This is a genomic window from Arthrobacter sp. JUb119, assembly GCF_024807995.1.
Classification (GTDB): Bacteria; Actinomycetota; Actinomycetes; order Actinomycetales; family Micrococcaceae; genus Glutamicibacter.
Genome location: NZ_JANUFE010000001.1, coordinates 957,292 through 974,861, shown reverse-complemented (window position 1 = coordinate 974,861; position 17,570 = coordinate 957,292). Strand labels below are relative to the sequence as shown.

Genomic DNA, 17,570 nt, shown 5'->3' with positions numbered 1-17,570 from the left:
AAGGTGAGGCGGGACTGCTTAATGGGGCAGATCCGCCTTGCTGCCGTTTAATCGACGAATATTCAGCTCCCGAACCCCCTCCGCACCAGGGATCGAACCTGATTGAGCGTGTTGCGATTTACGGTAGAGAATATTCGGCAGAAGGGCGTATTCTCGTAACACTCAATCCATTCACAGGATTTCGGTGTAACAAAAATTACGTCTATCATGATTGAGGCGTGCGCCACGACACACTTGTGGCCCGTCCAACAGTGCGCTCCGAGCCCGAACCGTTTAAAGGACATTCATGAAGCTGCTGAAATCTATCCCACTGCTTGGCTGGGTGGTCGTCGCCATTCTGCTGGGTATTCTGCTTGGCCCGGTCATGCCGGTCTGGTTGGGAAGCGTATTCCTGACCTACAACTCGATCTTCTCCGGATTCCTTGGCTTCGTCGTGCCTTTGATCATCTTCGGTTTGGTGGCACCGGCTATCGCTGAGCTCGGCAAAGGCGCCGGCAAGTGGTTGGGCATCACCGCAGCCATCGCCTACGCCTCCACCCTGTGCGCGGGCCTGCTCGCATACTTCGTGAGCCGTTGGCTATTCACCAAGTCGCTTTCCGGCGGTGGCGTCGAGGAAGTTGGCGGAGGCGAAGGATCCGGCTTTGAGCCGTACTTCTCCCTGGTCGGCAGCGCAGGCGAATCGGCAACAGAGATCGTGCTGGAACCGCTGATGGGCGTCATGACCGCACTGGTCCTGGCATTCATGCTGGGCTTGGGCCTGACCGCCTTCCGTTCCACCGTCATCTTCCGCGGGGCAGTGGAGTTCCGCAACATCATCGAGATGGTTATCCGCCGTGTGGTTGTTCCCGCATTGCCGCTGTTCATCTTCGGCATCTTCCTGGATCTGTCCGCTGCCGGTGACGCCGTCACCGTAGTGCAGAAGTTCCTCTTCGTTGCCGTGGTCTCCTTCGTGCTCACCCTGGTTGTCCTGCTGGTGCAGTACTCCATCGCTGGCGCGATGAACAAGCGCAACCCGCTGGCCGCCCTGTGGGGCATGCGCAATGCCTACTTCACCGCATTGGGTACCTCCTCCTCGGCCGCAACCATTCCAGTGACCTTGGAATCTGCGAAGAAGAACGGTGTTTCCGATGCGGTCGCCGGTTTCGTCATCCCGCTGTGCGCCACCATCCACCTGTCGGGCTCGATGGTCAAGATCACCTGCTTCTCCATCGCCGTGCTCCTGCTGACCGGTGGCGACGTTTCCTTCGGCGCCTACTTCCCGTTCATCCTGATGCTCGGCGTCATGATGGTTGCAGCTCCCGGCGTGCCTGGTGGCGCTATTGCGGCCGCTGCTGGCCTGCTCGCCCAGATGCTGGGCTTCGGCGAGGTCGAAGTCGGCCTGATGTTCGCAGCCTACATTGCCCTGGATAGCTTCGGCACCGCAACCAACGTGACCGGTGACGGCGCGCTGGCCATGATCATGCACAAGCTGACCCGTGGCAAGCTCGGCGCCCAGCCCCAGGATCCTGAGGACGAGGTCGTAGAGCTGGCCGATGGCACCGAAGCTGCGGACCACAAGCTGGCCTAAACGGCTTCCATCACTCGCATAGGCATCGATGCCCGGTACCAGACTCGCAGTGGTACCGGGCATCGATGTTTTGCTTTGCCCGCAAGGATCGGGGCGAAAGCGAAAACCCGCCCAGCAGGCGGACCGTGGCCGGTCCGTGTGCTGGGCGGGTTTGCTTTGCCGCAGTGGCAGCAGCGGTAGTACTAGATCCACATGGCCGGGTCGATGTACTCGGCCGGGTCTACAGCAGGCTTGCGTTCTTCAGGCCTGCGCGGACGGTTCTGTGCGGGGATTCCGGTGACGATCGAGCCTTCCGGAGCATCCTTGACGACCACGGCGTTCGCACCGATGGCGGAATCCGCGCCGATGACGATCGGGCCGAGCACCTTGGCTCCGGCACCGATGACCACGCGGTCACCGATGGTCGGGTGGCGCTTGACCTTGGCCAGTGAACGGCCGCCGAGGGTCACCCCGTGGTACAGCATGACGTCATCGCCGATTTCGGCAGTCTCGCCAATGACGATGCCCATGCCGTGGTCGATGAAGAAGCGGCGCCCAATGGTCGCGCCGGGATGGATCTCGATCCCGGTCAGGGCGCGGTTCGCCTGGGATAGCAAACGCGCTGGCCACTTCAGCGAGGGGTTCTGCCACATCTTGTGGGCCAACCGGTGCAGCCAGATCGCGTGCAGTCCGGAATACACGAAGAAGTTTTCCGGATCGCTTCGCGCTGCCGGATCGTGCTGGCGTGCGTTGGCCAAATCCTCACGCAGGCGGGAGAAAAAACTCATGAATACTACCTTAGGGGTTGCGGTTCGCTCGGGGACAATCCGCAGATGTCACACAGCAAATCGGCGCGAGTTGCACCGATACAGGTCTCTCTATAGACCCAACAGTGGCTCGCGCCGATTTATTCTGCTTCTGCAAATTGACTTAGCCGCGGATGTCGTCGAAGAGCAGGGTGGAGATGTAGCGCTCACCGAAGTCCGGGATGATCGCAACGATCTGCTTGCCGGCGTTCTCTTCACGCGCGGCGATCTGTACCGCACCCCAAACGGCTGCGCCAGCGGAGATGCCGCCGAGGATGCCTTCCTTGACGCCCAGCGCGCGAGCGGTCGATACCGAATCCTCGATGCTGGCATCCAGGACTTCGTCGTACAGCTCGGTGTCGAGCACCTCGGGGATGAAGTTCGCTCCCAGTCCCTGGATCTTGTGCGGGCCGGGCTTTCCGCCGTTGAGGATCGGGGAATCCTTGGGCTCAACGGCCACGATCTTCAGGTTTGGGTTCTTTTCCTTCAGGTAGCGGCCTGCACCGGTGATAGTGCCACCGGTACCGATGCCGGCAACCAGGACATCGATCTTGCCTTCGGTATCGGACCAGATCTCCGGACCGGTGGTCTCTGCGTGGACCTGCGGGTTGGCGGTGTTGGCGAACTGCTGCGCCCAGATAGCGTTCTCGGAAGTCGCAACAATCTCCTTGGCCTTTTCCACAGCCCCGCGCATGCCGTCGGCGCCCGGGGTCAGCACGATCTCGGCGCCGAAAGCGCGCAGCATCACACGGCGCTCGGTGGACATGGTTTCAGGCATGGTCAAGATGACCTTGTAGCCGCGGGCTGCACCGACCATCGCCAGTGCAATGCCGGTGTTGCCCGAAGTGCCCTCAACGATGGTGCCGCCTGGCTTCAATGCACCAGAGGCTTCGGCTGCATCAACGATGGCCACGCCGATGCGGTCCTTGACGGAGTTCGCCGGGTTGTAGAATTCCAGCTTCACAGCGATGTTCCCTGGCAGGCCCTCGCCGACGCGGTTCAGCTTCACCAGCGGGGTGTTGCCGACGACTTCGGTGACGTTGTTGTAGATCTTGCCCATCTTGTATGCAATCCTTACGTGACTCTATGCAGCCGCAGTTAGTTGCGGCGAAATAATTGCCGGAATCTGGCGTAACCGCCGGACACCTATGAGGTTCACAACTAACCCTAGTAGGCCAAAAGCGCGACTAGGCTTCGTTTAGCCATTGAGCGTAATATTTCCTGACTTTCGCGATCTTTGGATCGATAATCACGCGGCAATAGCCGACTTCCTGGTTTTCGGAGTAATAATCCTGATGGATTTGCTCGGCAGGATAGAAATCTTTGGACTCTTCGAGCGTAGTGACGATCGGATTGGGGTATACGCGCGAGAACTTCTCGATGGCGTCCTGGAAGAGATCGCGCTGCTGGTCATCGAGCGGGAACATCGCCGAGCGGTACTGCGTGCCCACATCGTAGCCCTGGCGGTTCAGCGTCGTCGGGTCGTGCACGGTAAAGAACATGTCCAAGATGACTTCGGCCGGAACCACTTGCGGGTCAAAGATCACGGCGACACCTTCGGCATGGCCAGTGGTGCCGCTGCAGACTTCGCGGTAGGCCGGATCCTTGGTGTGGCCACCGATGTATCCGGAAATCACGGCGTGGACGCCACGCGTTCGCTGGTACACGGCATCCAAGCACCAGAAGCAACCGCCGGCTAGTACGAAGGTGCTCAACTTGGTGTCCTGGACTTCCAGGAACGGGCTGAATTGATGAGGGGACTGAAGGCTGGGAATACTCACACAGTTCACAACGTTGCGGCGTTGCATTCTGTTCCATCCCCATACCCACCGCGTAGGGTGGTGGGTATGCAGAGCAAGGCAGATAACTCGCAAGACCTGGGGAAGAGCAGCGATTCCCTGGATGCCTCGACGCTCAAGCCCGTTACCGGAGAAACGCCTGAGCAACCGGTGGAAGACACCTCGGTTCCGCAGACCACCTTGGGTAACGTCCTTGAAGCAGCTGAGGAACTTTGGCCAAAATCATTGGCCGAAGATTGGGATGCCGTTGGCTTGGTGACCGGACGTACCAGCCAGCAGATTTCCAAGATCGTGATGGCTGTTGATCCAACGCTGGAGGTGATCGAGGATGCAATCGAGCGTGGGGCCGATCTGCTGATCACTCACCACCCATTGCTCCTGCGCGGAGTCACCCAGGTTGCCGCCACCAATTTCAAGGGCGAAGCCATTCACCGCCTGATCGAATCCGGAACCGCATTGCTTACGGCGCACACCAATGCCGACAGCGCCATCGGGGGAGTCAACGACGCCCTCGCCGATGCCTTCGGGCTGAAGGACTGCGTGCCGTTGATCGAGTCCAAGGATGGACTGCCAGAAGAAGGCTTGGGGCGGGTGGGCTTCTTGGAGAAGCCGATGAAGCTCGAGGATTTCGCTGAACGCGTTTACACCGTGCTCCCAGCGGTGGCTGGCGGTGTTCGTGTCGCCGGAGACCGTACAGGCATCATCCGGAAGGTCGCCCTTTGCGGCGGTGCCGGCGATTCCCTGTTTGACGCGGTGCGCTCGCACCAGGCCGATGTCTACGTGACTGCTGATCTGCGTCACCACCCGGCAAGCGAAGCACGCGAAGCTGCCAACGGCGGGTTCCCTTACCTGATCGATGTCTCCCACTTCGCTTCGGAATGGGTCTGGCTGTCGGCTGGTGCCCGCGCCCTGGGCAATGTGCTCAACGATCTTGGCCACACCGTGGAGATCGAGGTTTCCCAAGTGAATTCCGATCCATGGGACTTCGTGCTGACTCCGTAGTCAGTGAGTTCCATGCTGCATCATCTGGAAATATGGGTTGAGGATTTGGCAGCCAGTACAGCTTCCCTGGGCTGGCTGCTCACTCGCCTTGGCTATGTGGTGGATTCCCAATGGGCTGATGGCATCAGCTATGCCCGCGATGGATTCTATATAGTCCTGGAATCCGGACCGGATGCCAAAAGGCAGCGGCATGACCGCCTGGCTCCCGGGCTGAACCATTTGGCTTTCCATGCTGGAACCAGGCAGGCGGTGGAAACGTTGGCTGCCCAGGCGCTGGATCACGGGTTCACCCTGATGTTCCCGGAGCTGCACCCGTACGCCGGGGGACCAAAGCACTACGCGGCGTATTTGGAAGATGCTGCCGGTTTCGAGATTGAGCTAGTAGCGGCCCTGACACAAGCTGAAGCGTGAACCAGCAACCGGTGCGATCCAGGAAATACCCAATCCCGGATCGCACCGGTTGCTTTCTTCAGGGTGCTGGCAGCAGCCGGATAGATCTGCCGCGGCCTCCTCGCGCACTTTTGCGAGGTCCTAGCGCTCCGCCAGCTTCACCTCGGCCAGCGAATACTCGGCTTCAACTTCTCTGTGCCCGTTGCTGGCAGTTGCAAGCAACGAACCCTTGGTCAGTTTTCCTTCCGAGATTTCCAGGCTGGTTAGCAATCTGCTGATGGTTGCAGTCCTTGACTGCCCGGCCGCCAATTCGACGACGCTGAACCCCGGTCCTTCTAGATCGGTCAATCGCACGTTGCCTGTGTTGGTGACAGTCACCTCGAAGTTGACCCAAGCGCCGGCCCTCGAAGAGGAGTTCCCCGTACGGTCCGCTACTGCCGGCTCGGATACTTCAACGCTGAAGGCCGGTTGGCGATCCAGCAGATCTACTTCCTCGCCGGTAACGGTGTATTCATCCACAACGCTGGTGTATTCGCCGATGCGGCCTGAAGTCCAGCGGGTCTGCGGAACGAAATAACCGTCCGCTAGTTCCTGATCCGTCACCTCGTGGCGCGGGGTTGCGCAGGTGTAGGCCTTGTCAGCACCGAGGTTTGAGTAGCGGCAATTCCCTGCTGGACTGGATTCGCCTACCGGCTTGGCGGTAAACGGTGAGAAATTGCCTTCTGCGGGAACTACCCATTGATTGATATTGCCGATGTTGCTCACGCGGAAACTGTATGGCACCTTTTCACCCACCGCGTAGGGATCTGCTGCCAGGTCGCGGCTCGCATCGCCGCGCTGGCCGACTACCTCGATGCCGGTGACTTCTTGGCCGGCCACCTGAGCTGCGATGGTGGCCTGCGAAGTGCTTCCGGACGCACTCGTGAACTGCAGCTGCAATGATTGGGCGCCGAGCGCTGTCGCCGCAATGGTTATGGGCACGTTAACGGTGGTGCTCTGGCCCGGTGCAAGATCGGTGACCTGGGTAGCTGCCGCATTGAACAGGTTCGATGCACCGACGTCTATGGTTCCCGAAATGGTTTGGGCTTCCTGGTTGGTGATGGTGACCGGCACATCCACGGTCGTTCCAGCATCGGCTTTGAATGTGCTGGCTTGCATTGGGGCGCAAACGTAATTCAGCCACTCTTCATCAAAGGATGCGAATTGCATGCTGTCGGTATAGCCGGCCTCGTAGAACACACCGAACTTGCCCCCATCGAGCGCACCTGCCACCGAATAGGCAGACAACCCTCGGCGGATCGTGCGAAGCCCCGGCCAGGTCTTGCCGTCATCGCAGGAGATCCTCGCCGAGACGTTGGAGCGGGAGGCCTGCGAGTTGGCTCCGGTGTATAGCAGCTTCTTGGCCTGGCTGCTGTTGATTTCGGCATCGGGGAACATCTGCGTGATGTGGGCATTATTGGTGGGGTCAGGCAGGTTCCTGTCCTGAGTGACCGATGAATAGCTGTGGCCGCCATCGGACGAAATTGCGACCTTGCGGTAGCCGCCGCCGCTGTTATCGCGGGAGTTGAGCAGCAAGCGGCCATCAGAAAGCTCAACGACCTTGTTCTCGTCCATGGCTTTCCCGGTGAATTCGCCACGCTGCCAGGTAGCCCCGTGGTCATCCGAGTACACCGAATAGGCTTGGATAGCCCGCGATCCATCGGCTTGCATGACATCACCGGCATATTGCTGTACCAAGCGGCCGGCGTATTCACCGCGAGTGAGCTGGATTCCTTGGCCAGAGGTGGCAAAGGTGGAGCGGACCGCTCCGGGTACTGCGTGGTCGCCGGGCTTGACCACATCGGTGATCAACCGTGGCTTGCTCCAGGTAGCACCGTCATCAGTGGACTCGACCACCGCGGCGCTGATGACCTGGCGGTTCCCGTCATCGTGACCCCAGGTGCTGCCATGGAAACCTTGATCCTTTGAATAGACGAAGAAGGCGAATACCTTCCCCACCTCTTCATCCACCACGTAGCTTGGGTCGGAATAGCCGTATTTTCCTTCGTCAGCGGAGCCGGGGAAGCCGGCGGCGATGGTGGTCATCGCGCCCCATGTGGCACCGTTGTCGGTGCTCTTGCGTTGCACGATGCTGTTTGGATTCGGAGCGTCGGCGGCGCTGCCGGGGCGGGCATCCCAGGCAGCGATGATAACGCCATTGCCCAGATGGGCCATCGCCGGAATGCGGTAGAAGAAGTTCTGGGCAGTGCGGTCGGAACCCAGATTGATCTCGGAGAAGTTTCCGGGAGGTGCACCGGGATCAGCTTCGTCCAACGTGCTTGCCGCCAGCGCCCCGTGGGCGCTGATGACCGGGATGGCTAGGGAGATGGCGATGGCAGCCGCCAGGGTTTTTCCATGATGAAGCCTAGAGCGAATTCGCATGGGCTAGTTCCTCGCAGGTGAGTGGGATCCTGTAATCAGGAAGGACGTATGACGTAGGATGTCATACGTGAAGCCTAAGTGAACTGCATCACATTTGGAAGGGGTCTGCATGGAATAACGAAGCCCGGGGTGCTGCGAGGCCGGCGGTTGCAGTCAGGATTCTTCGCGTGGCAACGCCGGAGGGGTAGTGGACTGCAAATCCTGATTGGGCTATTTGGCGGTGGTGAACTGGTGGTCTTCCGGCAGCAGGATGTTCAGCGCCAAGCCCTTCTTGTCTTGGACGAGGGACGCTTCCCACTTGGTCTGGACCAGTTCGAGCAATTCTCCAGGGTGTTCCGGTGCGACCGGTTGCTGGACCAGGAAACCGGCGACCTCTCCGCGGGTGTGCTTGGCAAAGTGCGAGACCACCTTCGGGATCCCATTGCGCATCTGGAAGACGTTGACCGCAACGGTGTTGCCATTGGCCGGCTTGTAGGCGGCCGCATAGGTGCTCGATCGCGCGTCAACGATCAGCTGGTCGCCGGCCACCGCATCCAGCACCGGAGCCAGGCGTTTCTTCCACCAGGTGGCCAGCTTGCCCAGCGGCTCGAGCTTGACCGACATGGATAAGCGGTAGGGCGGAATGCGATCGCCGAAACGCACGGCACCCCACAGGGCGGAGACCACGATGATGGATTCATCGGCGCGCCGCTGCGCTGCTTCATCCAGGCTTGCGTAGTCCAGGGCCTCGAAGAGCACGCCCGAGTAGATATCGTGCGCCTTGGCTGCGGGCTCGGTGTGCAGATTGATATTCCGCGCTACTTCCTCGGCCAGCGAGGCTCCGACTCCCAGCAGGTCCATGGCATCTTCGCGTGCTGAGACTTCAGCAAGGGCGTCAAGCACCAGGCGGCGTTCCCCGGAAAGCTCCGGAAAAGACAGGTCCTCGATTTCGAACGGAGAACCTTCGGCGTGGGCGGTCTTGCCTTCGGAAGGCGGCAACAGAATAAGCACGCGTTCCAGCTTATCGGAGTTCACCTGATCTTCTGCCCAGGGCATGTACCCGCAGAGCAGATCTGGCTAGGCTGAACCCACTACCCAGCAGCGCTTCACGCAGAGCAAGGACAGAGCATGCCCCAGCAGAACTCAAGAGCTAGCCAAACTGCCTCCGGGCAGCACTGCGACTTCGATGTGATCGTGATCGGCGCCGGGCCGGCCGGGGAGAACGCCGCCGACTATGCCACCCGGCAGGGCCTGAAGGCGGCCATCGTCGAATCCGAGCTGGTGGGCGGGGAATGCTCGTATTGGGCATGCATGCCTTCCAAGGCCCTGTTGCGCAGCGGCGATGCGCTGCGCGCGGCACGCCGGGTTCCCGGGGCCCGCGAAGCGGTGACTGGTGCGATGGATCCCGAGGCGGTGCTCGCGCGGAGGGACGCCTTCACCAGCAACTGGGATGATGCCGGGCAGGAACGGTGGCTGCGCTCGGCGGGCATCGAGTTGATCCGCGGCCGGGCGCGGCTTTCCGGGCGCGGCCTGGTGCAGGTGGCGGATCGCGAGTACTCGGCCCGGGCCGTAGTCCTGGCCACCGGATCCACTCCAGTTCTGCCTGGGATCGAGGGATTGGCTGAAGCCAGGCCGTGGGGCACCCGGGAGGCCACTGCGGCCAAGGCGATCCCGCCAAGGCTGGCCATCATCGGTGGCGGAGTTGCCGGGGTGGAGCTGGCATTCGCCTTCGCCTCCCTCGGATCCAAGGTCACCATCCTTGCCCGCGGGTCGCTGCTGGGCCGCGAAGAGCCGTTCGCCGGCGAGCTGGTGGCCCAGTCGCTGGCCGAGGCCGGGGTAGTGGTGCACCAGGACACCACTCCGTTGCAGGTCCACCGCGATGAGCACGGGATAGCCGGCCTCCAGCTGCCCGGAGGATCCCTCGTGGAAGCCGAGGAAGTGCTCGTCTCCACCGGGCGGCGGCCGGACATCGGGAACCTGGGACTCGAAGCACTCGGGGTGGACCCGTCCCGGCGGTTGCAGGTCGATGACACGATGCTCGTGGCGGGCGCCGACTGGCTCTACGCCGTGGGAGATGCCAGCGGGCGCAGTCCGCTGACCCACCAGGGCAAGTACCAGGCCAGGGCCGCGGGCGAGGCCATTGCCGCGAGGATCAATGGAACCGGGGTTCTCGATGCGCCCTGGGGCAGGCATGCGGCCACGGCGGACCACCATGCGGTGCCGCGCGTGGTCTTCAGCGATCCGCAGATCGCCGCGGTCGGACTCACCGAACGCCAGGCCCGCGACGCCGGTCTGCAGATTTCGGTTATCGAGCACGATCTGGGTGCGGTGGCCGGGGCGAGCCTGCACGCCGACGGGTATTCCGGGCTGGCCAAGCTGGTGATAGACCAGGCGCGTTCGGTGATCGTCGGCGCCACTTTCGCTGGCCAGGATGCCGCGGAACTGCTGCATGCGGCCACCATTGCGATCGTCGGCGAGGTCAGCCTGGACCGGCTGTGGCATGCGGTCCCCGCCTATCCGACGATCAGCGAAATCTGGTTGCGGTTGCTTGAGGCGCTGCGGTTCGGGTGAACCTGGCTGTGACCGAATCAGCGTTCGGAAGTGGTCTGCAGGCCGCGCCCAACGCATTAGACTGGTAGTGAATGGGATGGCCAGACGGTCGCGTGGCAAGCAATTGCCCCGAGGAACGTCCGGGCTCCGCAGAACAGGGTGGTGGGTAACGCCCACTCGGGGTAACCCGCAGGCTAGTGCCACAGAAAATAGACCGCCAGGTTTTCCTGGTAAGGGTGAAACGGTGGTGTAAGAGACCACCAGCACCCCAAGTGATTGGGGTGGCTAGGTAAACCCCACTCGGAGCAAGGTCAGACAGACTGCGTTATGAGGGCTGTTCGCCCCATGCAGTCGGGTGGACCGCTAGAGGCTGCCGGCAACGGCAGTCGTAGATAGATGACCGTCCCGCTTCGGCGCGACAAAACCCGGCGTATCGGCCATCCCATTCACACTCTTCCTTCCTGCGATTGCGCCGGCATCAGCCCTTAGTGCGCTGGTGAGATGATTCACAGTCCCCGATCCTCAGTTTTTCTGCGCACGGTCTAGAATGGATCATGTACTTACGAGGATGATCCTGTTACCTCGTGCCACCGCAAAAGCAATGGTGCTTCCCACGGTGCCAACCGACTTTATGGATCTGCGAGTCGGCTGAATTGGAAGGATTTTCTGTGACCCAGCAGTCTGTCGTTGCCCAGCAAGAATGGAGCGGGCGCGAAGAGCTCGCCGAGGCCATGATCCCACTGATCGGACGTCTGTACCGCAAGAACAATGTGGTGACCTCCGTCTACGGCCGCAAGCTGATCAACCAGTCCGCCATCGACATCATCAAGGCCCACCGCGTAGTGCGCCGCATCGATGGCGAAGAGCTCGACCTGAACGACACCAAGGCCATCCTGGATGCCATCGAGGCCCTGAACGTCGGTTCGGTAGCAGTTGACCTCGGCCGCGTGAACAAGAAGTTCAAGGAATCCGGTTCCGCTGATCTGAACGCTTTCCTGGCCGATGAATTGGGCGAGAAGGTTGGCCAGGCCGGCGCAACCGACGCTGAACCCCAGGACGTTGTCCTCTACGGCTTCGGCCGCATCGGACGCCTGCTGGCCCGCATCCTGATCGAGCGTGGCGGCTACGGCCTGCGCCTGCGCGCCATCGTGGTCCGCAAGGGCTCGGATGACGACATCGTCAAGCGCGCTTCGCTGCTGCGCCGCGACTCGGTGCACGGCCGCTTCGAAGGCTCGATCACGGTCGACGAGGAAAACAGCACGATCCTCGCCAACGGCACCCTGATCAAGGTCATCTACTCGAATGATCCGACCACCGTCGACTACACCGAGCACGGCATCGACAACGCCATCGTGGTGGACAACACCGGCCGCTGGCGCGATGAGGCCGGACTGTCCCAGCACCTGGCCGCCAAGGGCGTTTCCCGCGTGCTGCTGACCGCACCGGGCAAGGGCGATCTGAAGAACATCGTCCACGGCATCAACGATTCGTGGATCACCGCAGAAGACAAGATCGTCACCGCTGCCTCGTGCACCACCAATGCCATCACCCCAGTGCTCAAGGCCCTGAACGACAAGTTCGGTGTCACCCACGGGCACGTCGAGACCGTTCACTCGTTCACCAACGACCAGAACCTGATCGACAACTTCCACAAGGGCGAGCGCCGCGGCCGTTCGGCAGCGCTGAACATGGTGATCACCGAAACCGGTGCCGCCAAGGCAGTGGCCAAGGCCCTGCCGGAGTTCGAAGGCAAGCTGACCGGCAACGCGATCCGTGTACCGACCCCGGATGTCTCCATGGCGATCTTGAACTTGAACCTGGAGAACGGGACCACCAAGGAAGAGCTCAATGCCTACCTGCGTGAAACCTCGCTGACCTCCAGCCTGCACAAGCAGATCGACTACATCGATTCGCCTGAGGTTGTCTCCACCGACTTCGTCGGCTCGCGCCGCGCCGGCATCGTTGACGGCCTGGCCACTATCGTGTCCGGCAAGAACGCTGTCGTCTACGTTTGGTACGACAACGAGTTCGGCTACTCCTGCCAGGTTGTGCGCGTCATCGAATCGATGGCCGGCACCCACCCGGCTGCAGTGCCTGCAGTGAAGGCTGAAGCCGTCACCGCCTAGGACCTCGCTGCTTGCAGCTGAAGGGACCATCCCAACGCATTGCGCGCTGGGATGGTCCCTTTTGCTATTCCATCCGGGTGGCACGAAGCCCTCCAAAGGACCTTCCGGGTCCAGGGGGCCAACGAGAACCAGTACCTGGCCAGCACCTCTCCAGCAAAGTCCAGGCAGGTCTCGACCTTTGCGCGCATCCGGGCGTGGAGGTCCGCTTGAGCCTGCGCCGTCCCTGCGTCAACGGCGGCTGCAGGTGCGCCGCTTCGCGGGCATCTCTGGACCCCCGCACTGCTAGGCTTTAGGCCATCAAGCATTGGATCGAGGTTGGTTAATGGACAGTACCCGGACGCTGGCGGCGCGCATGGCGAGCCAGCTGCTACTGGAGCCGGCAGAATCCGTACTGCAGGCCGCAGAACACATGCTCGCGTTCCAGTCCCAGGACTTCGCTGCAGGACGCTACGCGCTGGCTCAGCGCTCCGCAGCGCAAGAATCCCGCCAGCAAGTCGATGCGCTCTTCAGCGAAGGCCGGCTCGTGCGGTCATGGACCATGCGGGGCACGCTGCATATCTGCTTGGCCGAAGATGCGCGCTGGATGACTCGCGCAACACTTGAACGCACCTTGCGCTCCTCGGCCACACGGATGCGGGGACTGCAGATCGGCACCCAGGACATTGACCAGGCAGCTGGCATCATCAGCGCGCATCTGCAGGAGCACGGGCAAGCCAGCCGCTCCGCGCTCTTCAAGGCACTGAACCAGAATGGAATGGAGACCGGCCAGCAGCGAGGACTGGTTATCCTGCAGGTCCTCGTCCTGGACGGGTTGATCTGCCAGGGGCCCATTCCACAAGACGCGAAACTCATCGCGCAGGACTTCGTGCTCGTGGATGAATGGATTGCAAGTCACCGGGAACCAGGAGATCCGTTGGCGCAACTCTTGCGCCGGTACCTGCACTCGCATGGGCCAGCTACCCTTCGCGACGCAGCCTGGTACACGGGACAGACGCTGACCACCATGAGAACCGCCGCAGAAGCACTCGGCGGCTTGCTGTCCAGCGCAGGAAGCGATGAGCGCGGGGAGGGCTACTGGGTCATCGCCGGCAGCCGCGCCCACCGGGAGCTTGAAGCGATGGAGCCCACCGGGCTGCCACTGCGCCTGCTCGGTCCCTTTGACGAGTACTACCTGGGCTACGCGAATCGCACGCTGGTAGCCGACGAGCAGATGGCTGCGCAGATCCTGCCCGGCAAGAACGGCATGTTCCTGCCCTTCTGGCTAGAACAAGGCAGGGCTTCGAAGCTCTGGAACGCAGAAACAGCGCCCACCGGCAAAATCGGTGCGGCGCTGCATCAGCGGTATCTGGACTTCAAGACTGCCCGGTAGGCGGCGGGAGGCCTAGTGGCCGAATGGATCCTCATCGGTACCCGGCAACCAGGTGTTGCCAGGCACGCCCCAACCCAGAGCCTTCTTGGCCTTCTTCCACTTCTTCTCCCAGCGTGGCTGCAACTTGTCCACGTAGAGGTAGCCGTCAAGGTGGTCGTACTCGTGCTGCATGATGCGCGCGAACCAGCCGTGCGCTTCGAAAGAGATCGGATTGCCGAACTCGTCGAAACCCTCCACCTTCGCATAGTCGGCACGCTGCAGCGGGTAGTTCAGCCCGGGCACGGACAAGCAGCCCTCGGAGTCGTCATCAGCATCCGCAGGAGCCTGCGACACCTTTGAAAGCGTCAGCTTGGGGTTGATCACTACGCCCCGCTCGGGAGCATCGTCCTGGTCCGCGAAGACGTAGGTGAACATGCGCAGGCCCAAACCGATCTGCGGAGCCGCCAGGCCCACGCCATGCGCTTCATCCATGGTGAGGTGCATATCGGCAACGAGCTCGCGCAAGGCGCCATCAAACTCGGTGACCTCCACCGCACGCTTGTGAAGTACAGGTTCTCCGTAAACAGTGATCTGCCGAATAGGCACGTGGTCGGTTCCTTTCAAAAGTGCTTAGAGTGCTCGTCCAATAGTTTCACGCATGATCTCGCTTGTGCCACCAAAGATGGTCAGCAAGCGGGAGGCAGTGAAGGACTGGGCAATCGGGTACTCCATGATGTAGCCATAGCCGCCATGCAGCTGCAATGCCTGATCGGAAAGCTTTTTAGCGCTCTCACTAGCCCAAAGCTTGACCTCGGCAGCCTCGGAAGGATCCAGCTCGCCGTCGTTGAATGCCAGGACGGCCCGGTCCACGAAGCTCTGGGTGACATGCGCCTCAGTCTTCAGGTTAGCCAGTTCGAAACGGGTGTTCTGGTACTCGGTCAGCGCCTGGCCAAAGGTAGAGCGGTTCTTCGCATGCTCCAGCGCCTGCTCGAAGGACGCGGTGCAGATCGCCGAGGCAGCCACGGCAATAGCCAGACGGGCCTGGGGAAGCTGCGCCTTGACATAGGCCAGGCCCTGTCCAGCCTCGCCAACAAGATCTGCAGCTGAGACGCGGACATCGTCGAAGAACAGCTCAGCGGTATCAGAAGCCCGCAGCCCAATCTTGTCGAAGGGGCTGCCGTTGGTGTACCCCTCGGAACGCTCGACCATGAACAGCGAGAATGACTGCTCGCCCGCACGTCCGCTCTCGCCATCGGTGCGCGCAAGCACCAGAGCGGCATCGCCAAACGCAGCATTGCCGATGAAAGTCTTCTGGCCGCTAATCAGCCAGTCATCCCCATCGCGGACCGCCTTGGTGCGCACCGCGCGCAGGTCAGACCCAGCGCCAGGCTCGGTAAACGCGCAGGAGGTAATGGTGGAGCCATCGACCATGCGTGGAAGCCACTTGGCCTTGAGCTCGGCAGAGCCGTAGGAGAGCAGGTACGGCAGCACCAGGTCGTCGTGCAGGTGGAAGGCCAAGGCTACGGACAGATGCCCCGAACGCACGAGCTGCTCATCAAGCACTACACGGAAGCGGTAATCATCGATGCCCATGCCACCGAACTGCTCAGGCACTGCAAGACCCAGCAGGCCGTTTTCACCGGCAGACTGCCACACCTCGCGGGGGATCTGATGATCCTTTTCCCACTGAGCGTATTTACCGGAAATCTCCCGGGCGTTGAATTCCGTAGCCAGTTCACGGAACTGCTCGTGGTCCTCTTCAAAGAGCGCGCGTTTCACAGGGGGAGTACCTTTCGGTGGATGGAACGAAGGCATAAAGCTCACTGGCTTGCCGAAGTACATCATCCATTATGGTTGCTCAGGCCAATTCGTGCCTATTCGCCAGGGCAAACAACGATTCAAGTCACTAGATAACGCAAAAAGTCTCGAAAAACACGGGGGTAGACCCCAAAACACAACGCATTCGAACATAGTTTCGAATCCGTGTTCCTAGCCACCGAAATATGACTTAACACCGCATCCGGGCAGCACTGCGCTCGCCGGTAGGTTCGAACTGCCTGTTCAATCGGTCCTGTCGGCGACGAATCTGCAATCGGCATCCGTGCGTGATGGCGTTGGCTTCACCGGAGACAGTGATACTTCGAATAGGGGCCTAGGGGAGGCAAGTGGCTCGTTATGCAGGGGCGGGCAGTGCCAATGATGCAGCACTGGACTGTCCCGCAGGTTGTGCGCATTCCTCAACGTGGAATCGACCCGGTTGTGACTGCTGGCAGGGTTGCGTGCGATCGCGTCGAGGCGCTCGTCGTGTGCCATGGAAGCGATCTTTTCAGCTTCGGCAGGGTCCTGGGCATCTGATGGTTCCATGCGATGGCCATGGCCGGCGGTGAATGCGGGTTGGCAGCTAGCGGCGCGATGCTGAACGCCGTGTCGGATTCGCTGGCGGGGACTGGCGGTGTGTGCCTCTGGATTCCAGGTGTTCGGTCTGGAATCAACGAGACCCGGTGCCTTGCCGATTGCGCTTCGAGGCGTCGGAAACGAGAAAAGACCTGGTTCGGAATTTTCATTCCGAACCAGGTCTTTCGATCTGGGGTGAGTAACGGGGTTTGAACCCGCGACCTTCTGGACCACAACCAGACGCTCTGCCGACTGAGCTATACCCACCATGTCTACTTCGTTACTAGTCAGAAGCTGTAGTGCTCATGATTTCGTACCGGGCAACGAGAAATACTATACACGTATCCAGGCCGGAAATACCAATTCGCATGGCGCCATCTCCGGGATTGTGACGGGATGCTCATTATTCATGGCCGTGGGGCTACTGCTCGCCGCTGAACTGCCTTATGAGATGAATCCCGTGCTGTGATCACGCCTTTGCCAGCAGTACCTGCGGAAATGCTTTGCTGCAGGTGCAGGGCCCGACGATGCTAGGCATCGAGGGTCGAAGCCGATATAGTTCGAGCCACCGTGAAGAATTGATGATGGGGGAATTCTTGGGCATTGACGATCTTCTGGAAGCCTTGAATGCTGGCCAGAGAATTACCGCCGGTTCGCCGCTGCATGCGCTCATGCATAGCACAAGCCAGGACGCGCTGCGCATTTGCGCGGAGCTGAACGACGGCTACCGCAGCCCAGGGCAAGTGCGGGATTTGCTGCGGCAGCTGACCGGAACGAACGTTGACGACTCGGTGGTGCTATTCCCGCCGTTCAACTCGGAGTTTGGCCGCAATATCGAACTGGGGAAAAACGTCTTCATCAATGCTGGCTGCAAATTCCAGGACCAAGGCGGCATCAGTATCGGGGATGAGTGCTTGATTGGGCACAACGTCGTTGTGGCAACACTTAATCACGATCTTGAACCTGCTCGGCGGGCGGATATGATTCCGGCTCCAGTGATCATTGGGCGCAACGTCTGGATTGGCGCGAACGCGACCATACTTTCCGGTGTCACGATCGGCGAGAACGCAGTTGTCGCTGCCGCCGCGGTCGTAACGAAAGACGTACCTGCCGGCGCTGTTGTGGTTGGCTCGCCAGCCAGGGTGGTGCGCACGGTCTAATTCTGCGGCTCGTCAGCTGAGCGGCGGCGTTGCCAGGCGTGCGGGTAAA

Annotated in this window: 14 protein-coding genes, 1 tRNA gene and 1 other RNA gene; 8 read left to right on the top strand and 8 right to left on the bottom strand. The window is 61.0% G+C overall.

From position 1 onward, the window contains the following. Positions 1-286: 286 nt before the first annotated feature. Positions 287-1,567: a dicarboxylate/amino acid:cation symporter gene (locus M2368_RS04645; protein ID WP_332731444.1), complete on the top strand. Its 1,281-nt coding sequence runs from the start codon at positions 287-289 to the stop codon at positions 1,565-1,567. Positions 1,568-1,749: 182 nt separating this feature from the next. On the opposite strand, the gene epsC is transcribed toward M2368_RS04645, so the two are convergent. The 3 genes from epsC to msrA form a co-directional block, all read right to left on the bottom strand. Then, positions 1,750-2,334: a serine O-acetyltransferase EpsC gene (gene epsC, locus M2368_RS04640; RefSeq protein WP_105657773.1), complete on the bottom strand. Its 585-nt coding sequence runs from the start codon at positions 2,332-2,334 to the stop codon at positions 1,750-1,752. 142 nt (positions 2,335-2,476) lie between these two features. Beyond that, positions 2,477-3,412 (bottom strand): cysteine synthase A, encoded by a 936-nt coding sequence (gene cysK / locus M2368_RS04635; protein WP_105661227.1) that lies wholly within the window; start codon positions 3,410-3,412, stop codon positions 2,477-2,479. Positions 3,413-3,539: 127 nt separating this feature from the next. After that, the gene (msrA, locus tag M2368_RS04630; RefSeq protein ID WP_105657859.1) at positions 3,540-4,067 is read right to left on the bottom strand and encodes a peptide-methionine (S)-S-oxide reductase MsrA; all 528 of its coding nucleotides are present in this window, start codon (positions 4,065-4,067) and stop codon (positions 3,540-3,542) included. Between the two features lie 132 nt (positions 4,068-4,199). Between msrA and M2368_RS04625 the strand changes: the two genes are divergently transcribed. Together M2368_RS04625 and M2368_RS04620 are read left to right on the top strand one after the other, a co-directional pair. After that, a complete protein-coding gene (locus M2368_RS04625) occupies positions 4,200-5,153 on the top strand; it encodes a Nif3-like dinuclear metal center hexameric protein (protein WP_105657775.1) in 954 nt (317 codons plus the stop codon). Between the two features lie 12 nt (positions 5,154-5,165). Further along, a complete protein-coding gene (locus M2368_RS04620; protein WP_498724190.1) occupies positions 5,166-5,564 on the top strand; it encodes a VOC family protein in 399 nt (132 codons plus the stop codon). Between the two features lie 120 nt (positions 5,565-5,684). On the opposite strand, the gene M2368_RS04615 is transcribed toward M2368_RS04620, so the two are convergent. Both M2368_RS04615 and M2368_RS04610 read right to left on the bottom strand, forming a co-directional pair. Continuing rightward, positions 5,685-7,964 (bottom strand): exo-alpha-sialidase, encoded by a 2,280-nt coding sequence (locus tag M2368_RS04615; protein ID WP_498724064.1) that lies wholly within the window; start codon positions 7,962-7,964, stop codon positions 5,685-5,687. A 210-nt stretch (positions 7,965-8,174) separates the two neighbouring features. Then, the gene (locus M2368_RS04610) at positions 8,175-8,954 is read right to left on the bottom strand and encodes a YaaA family protein (RefSeq protein ID WP_498724189.1); all 780 of its coding nucleotides are present in this window, start codon (positions 8,952-8,954) and stop codon (positions 8,175-8,177) included. Positions 8,955-9,071: 117 nt separating this feature from the next. Here M2368_RS04610 and M2368_RS04605 point away from each other — a divergent pair, with 117 nt between their 5' ends. From M2368_RS04605 to M2368_RS04590, 4 genes are all read left to right on the top strand, one after another. Beyond that, positions 9,072-10,514, top strand: coding sequence for a dihydrolipoyl dehydrogenase family protein (locus tag M2368_RS04605; protein ID WP_498724063.1), 1,443 nt, complete (start codon positions 9,072-9,074; stop codon positions 10,512-10,514). Positions 10,515-10,586: 72 nt separating this feature from the next. Continuing rightward, positions 10,587-10,942, top strand: an RNA gene (gene rnpB / locus M2368_RS04600) — RNase P RNA component class A. A gap of 219 nt (positions 10,943-11,161) precedes the next feature. After that, positions 11,162-12,619 carry a glyceraldehyde-3-phosphate dehydrogenase gene (locus M2368_RS04595; protein WP_105657779.1) on the top strand — a complete coding sequence of 486 codons (1,458 nt, stop codon included), beginning with the start codon at positions 11,162-11,164 and terminating at the stop codon, positions 12,617-12,619. A gap of 322 nt (positions 12,620-12,941) precedes the next feature. Beyond that, positions 12,942-13,988: a winged helix DNA-binding domain-containing protein gene (locus M2368_RS04590; RefSeq protein ID WP_498724062.1), complete on the top strand. Its 1,047-nt coding sequence runs from the start codon at positions 12,942-12,944 to the stop codon at positions 13,986-13,988. 12 nt (positions 13,989-14,000) lie between these two features. Here the strand turns inward: M2368_RS04590 and def are convergent, their stop codons facing one another. The 3 genes from def to M2368_RS04575 form a co-directional block, all read right to left on the bottom strand. Continuing rightward, positions 14,001-14,573: a peptide deformylase gene (gene def / locus M2368_RS04585; RefSeq protein ID WP_105657783.1), complete on the bottom strand. Its 573-nt coding sequence runs from the start codon at positions 14,571-14,573 to the stop codon at positions 14,001-14,003. Between the two features lie 24 nt (positions 14,574-14,597). Beyond that, a complete protein-coding gene (locus tag M2368_RS04580; RefSeq protein ID WP_332595396.1) occupies positions 14,598-15,746 on the bottom strand; it encodes an acyl-CoA dehydrogenase family protein in 1,149 nt (382 codons plus the stop codon). 806 nt (positions 15,747-16,552) lie between these two features. Further along, a tRNA-His gene (locus M2368_RS04575) sits at positions 16,553-16,628 on the bottom strand. A gap of 314 nt (positions 16,629-16,942) precedes the next feature. Here M2368_RS04575 and M2368_RS04570 point away from each other — a divergent pair. Beyond that, positions 16,943-17,521, top strand: a complete 579-nt coding sequence (locus tag M2368_RS04570) for a DapH/DapD/GlmU-related protein (RefSeq protein ID WP_498724061.1) — start codon at positions 16,943-16,945, stop codon at positions 17,519-17,521. Positions 17,522-17,570: the final 49 nt, after the last annotated feature.